Origin of the sequence: Amaricoccus solimangrovi, assembly GCF_006385685.1 — a bacterium.
Lineage (GTDB): Bacteria > Pseudomonadota > Alphaproteobacteria > Rhodobacterales > Rhodobacteraceae > Amaricoccus > Amaricoccus solimangrovi.
The window spans coordinates 1-4177 of the sequence record NZ_VFRP01000072.1; the positions used below are offsets into that span (position 1 = coordinate 1).

The following is a 4177-nucleotide window of genomic DNA, read 5'->3' on the forward strand; positions in this document are numbered from 1 at the left end:
GTTCGTAGAGGCTCAGCCCGGCGGAGACGCCGCCAGTGATTTCCAGCGCCAGATCGACGAAGCGTGGCAACACGTCATCGGGCGTCTCGGCCATGCGTCCTGCCAGTTCATGGATCGCGAGCATCTCCCGCCGATAGTCGGGAAGGACGGTCGGCCGACGGTCGAGCTCGGCCGTGACGTAGAGATCGGACAGGCCCGCGGTGCTCATGACGCTCCCAACCCCACTCCCCGGAGGCGTTCCGGCCAGACACTTCAGCACGTCACTTTCGGCGGTGCAATCATTGCCGGAGGTGGGTGCTTTCGCTTTGAGAGGAGACGAACGCTGGTGGCCGGGATAGCGAGACCTTCGAGAGGTCCGCGGCGGCGCCGGCCGCCTCATGCGCGCCAGGCCGCTTGGCGTCCTCGAGCCCGGCCCCCGAGGCCGGCCTGACGTACCGCGTCTCCCGCGCCAGGGCGGGTGACCGAGGCTCCTCCCCGGATCCAACCTCGACCAACGGAACCTCAGCCGTCGTCGATGTCAGCGTCCGTCGGCGTGTCCCCGTGCTGGGTCTGACGCGTCGGCCGCGACTTGGCGTGAAGGCGATCCGGGCCTTCGTCGCTGGCAAGCCAGATCTTGCGCTGTGGAAACGGAATCTCGATCCCCTCGGCGTCGAGGCGCTTCTTCACCGTCTCGGCGTAGGCGCGGCCGACGGCCCACTGGTCGCCGGGACGCGTTTTCAGCCGTGCGCGAAGGATCACGGCGTTCTCTGCCAAGGCTTGCACTCCGAACCATTCAATGCCGCCAAGCAACCGCCAGCGCCAATCCGGATCGGCCACCAACTGTTCGAAGGCGGCGAGCATCGCCGCCTTCGCCTGATCGATGTCGGCACCGTAGGCGATCGAAATATCCGCCACATGATAGCTGAAGTCCCTGGTGTGGTTCGACACGGCGTCGACCGAGGAGAACGGGATCAGATGATAGACGCCTTCGACATCGCGAAGGCTGACCGATCGGATCGTGAGCTTCTCGACGACGCCCACCTTGCCGCCAGCTTCGACGACGTCTCCGACGTTGATCGCGTTCTCCAGCTGGATGAACAGGCCGGTGATGATGTCCTGCACCAGCTTCTGCGAGCCCCAGCTGATGGCAAGCGCGATGACGCCGGCCGAAGCGAGCAGCGGCGCGAGGCTGATGCCGACGCCGAGAAGCGCGTAGTAGAGGCCGATCAGCACGATCACCACCGCGACGGCGTTCCTGAGCAGCGAGAAAACGGTCTGCTCGCGTGCCGTGGGGACGCGGCCCCCGTGGGGTGTCAGGCGGTGATCGATCCAGGCGCTGATCGCGAGCCAGATCCCGAAACACGCCAGCGAAATTGCGAGGAGACCGAGGGTGGCGCCGAGAATGTCAAACCCAAACCGTCGCTGGAGCCATTCCGCGAGCCCGAAGATGCCGAGGGCCTGCAGGACGAATCCGATCCAGAGGGCGAAAACGACGTAGCGGAGGACGCCGGCGAAGCTCCGCAAGAAATCATCGAGGCGCGCTTCGACGCCCGGCATTGCCCGCTTCACCGGCTCCGGCAGCCGCGCCCCATGGGCGGCGACCTGGTCCAGCATTCGGCTGACCAGCAAGGCCAATGCCAGGGCCGCGGCCGCTTCGACCATGTACTCGAGCAGAATGAGGCCGGCGGCCCCGGACGTCATCACTTGATGCAGAAGGAAGGCAAGATAGGCCAGGGCGAGCCAGTGCCAGCAGCGGGCCGCGAGCGAAAGAAGGATCGGCCAGATCTCTTCCCGCTCCGCCGCCATGCGCTCGAAGTATTCCCGGGGGGACCGGCGGCGCAAAATCACCAGAAGCATGAGATAGAGGAGCGCGGTGGCGTGGAACGCGACGGTCGTGGCGTGAGCGACGATGGGGGTGGCGATCTCGATGAGGATCGCCGGCAGGAGCAGTTCGCCGAGTGCCATGATGATCGCGACGGCGGCGAGCCGTCGGGTCCAGTAGCGGGCCGTGGCATCGCTCATCGGAAACGGCCGGAGTTCGGGTACCGCCGGGCTGAAGACCGCGCGCAGCACGACAATGAGCGCCCCCGCCGCCAGAAACGCCAGCAGGTAGCCGATGAGAATGCGGCTCTCGGGGGCGCTGACGTCCTTCGGAGCGACGGCCGCGCTCGTCGCGGCGGCGGCGATGACCGCCGCGATGATGACGATGAGGTCCAGAACGACCTTGGCGGAGGAAAGAAGCGCGACACCGAGCGGGCCCCGCCCCGGCGCCCGTCGGCCGATGCCGCGCAGCAAGGACAGGAGTGCCAGACGGCCAAGCACCGCCACCGCCAGCGAGACCGCGATCGGCGGCGCGAGGGTGCGTGCGACGGAGCCCAGGTCGGCCGGGTCGATCGAACCCAGACCCCGCAGCCGGCGGAGATTCGCCCGGGCGGCGGCGATGTCCCTTCGCAGCGACGCCACGAGATCCGAGAGGCCGCGCTCCAGTCCCCCGAGGAGCGCGCCGCCGAGCGGCGAGCTTGGCTCCCACCGACCTTCATCCTCGGAGATCGGCCCTCTCCTCGCCGAGCCAAACGACTCGACGACCCTCTCGGCCCCGGAGCTGGCAGGGGGCGGAATGGAGGGGGTTTGGGCCGCGGTCGCGCCGCACCAGACGACCACCAGCAAGACGACCCAAGCCATGAACAGAAAGGGCCGGCATGACGGTGGAGGCATTCGTGTCTCACTCGTGGGCAAAGGTCCGCGCCCTCACCATTGCCACGGGCGAAGGAGAACGTGAACCCGCCGGTCCCGACGGCCGCGGGGCAGTCAATCCTGGCTCACCCTGTATCCGATTCGGGCGCGCACTGGCCGCTTCGCGCCGCTCGCGCCGCGGGGAGCTCGCTCCCTCAGCCGCGCCCTTCGCACCGGTGTCCCAAGCGGCATGCCGCGCGAGCGGTCGGTCTCGACCGAGTCTGAAACGCGGTGACGACCCGCCCACTGGCTCACGAGCACCTCCCGCGGTGCCGATCAGTCGCCGGAAACGACCACATCAGGCACCTCATAGCGCTCCTCGCCGATCCGGATCAGGTTGAGATCAGCCTCGCGGCTGGCACCGAGATGCTTTTCGCCATCCGCCGCGCTGACATCGGCGCTAACCGCGTTGCCATTCTCGAATTCGATCGAACGTGTCCGCCCGTCGGGCAACGTGATCGTCACCGTCGCGGTTCCGCCGCCCCGGCGGATCACGCCGAACGGGCACTCGCCCATTGGTTCGCCCGCCGTCGACGCGCAAGGCAGCGAGCCGGTAGCATTGAAGGCTGTGCCTGGCACCAGCGCATCCCCGGTCTCCGCCTGCGCGGCATATGCCGCCGCCCCCGCCTCGCGCAGGTAGCGCCCGGCCACCCAGCCTCGCGTTTCGTCCCCCGTCCGCTCGACCTCGCACCAGCGCTGGCCGCCCGCCATCCGACAGCCGCGGTTGCGCAGCACGGTGCCCGTCGGAAGCCGGGCAAGCACGGCGGCGTGTGTCGAGGGTCCGGAGCGCAGGTTCAGCGTGTCGCCAGCGGCGAGCCCGGCAAGCTCCCAGAAGTCCGGCCCGCCCGCCAGCCCGTCCGCGTAGTCGGAGGTGGGGTCCGCGACCGCCGGGCTGGCGCCGGTGATCCCGATCCGCAGCGCGTAGGAAGCCGTTTCGCCGCGCCGGGCGCCGGCGCGCATGATGAACACCTGAATCGTGTAGTCGCCGCTCTCGTCGAGGGACCGCCGGAAATCGTCTCCCTCGGAAGAACCTATGAACAGGGCGGTGCTCTTGCCCGGCACATCGCCGGGCCCGAAGACGTTGAAGTATGCCACCGGATTGTCGACGCGCAGGCTCGCCGTCATCTCCTGACCGGCGGTCGCGCCGACCTGGTACTCCACGCTGTCGTAGCCCTTGATGTTTCCGCTGACCGTGGTGCCGGTCGTGCCCGCCGGGAACCGGACCCGCTCCCGGCGCACCTCGTCCGCGGACGCCACCCCAAAACCCAGCGCCAGCATGGCCACCAGGAACAACGTCGTCATCCGTTCGCTTGCCGTAACCACGCAACACCTCCTCCTCGCTCGCGAGATCCGCGCTCCAGACAACCACCCCGCCCGACAGCCTTAACTTCGATGCCGGTTTCTGGCGCCGCGCGGTGGAGAGCGTCGAGACGCCCGACGCCTATACCGCCGTCCTGCATCTCAA

The 4177-nt window shown here is 68.4% G+C and carries 3 protein-coding genes; all 3 read right to left on the reverse strand.

The features are described from left to right. A partial coding sequence (locus FJM51_RS23070; protein ID WP_210240408.1) for a hypothetical protein occupies positions 1-208 on the reverse strand: 208 nt, incomplete at its 3' end. A 293-nt stretch (positions 209-501) separates the two neighbouring features. Next, positions 502-2640 (reverse strand): mechanosensitive ion channel domain-containing protein, encoded by a 2139-nt coding sequence (locus FJM51_RS23075; RefSeq protein ID WP_233713245.1) that lies wholly within the window; start codon positions 2638-2640, stop codon positions 502-504. Between the two features lie 348 nt (positions 2641-2988). Further along, on the reverse strand, positions 2989-4014 hold the full coding sequence (locus tag FJM51_RS23080; protein WP_140456441.1) for an SH3 domain-containing protein: 1026 nt from the start codon (positions 4012-4014) through the stop codon (positions 2989-2991). Positions 4015-4177: the final 163 nt, after the last annotated feature.

What these genes read in the sequence shown, in the direction of transcription:
- FJM51_RS23080 (WP_140456441.1), bottom strand. Translation starts at nt 4,014, where the DNA reads ATGACGACGTTGTTCCTGGTGGCCATGCTGGCGCTGGGTTTTGGGGTG.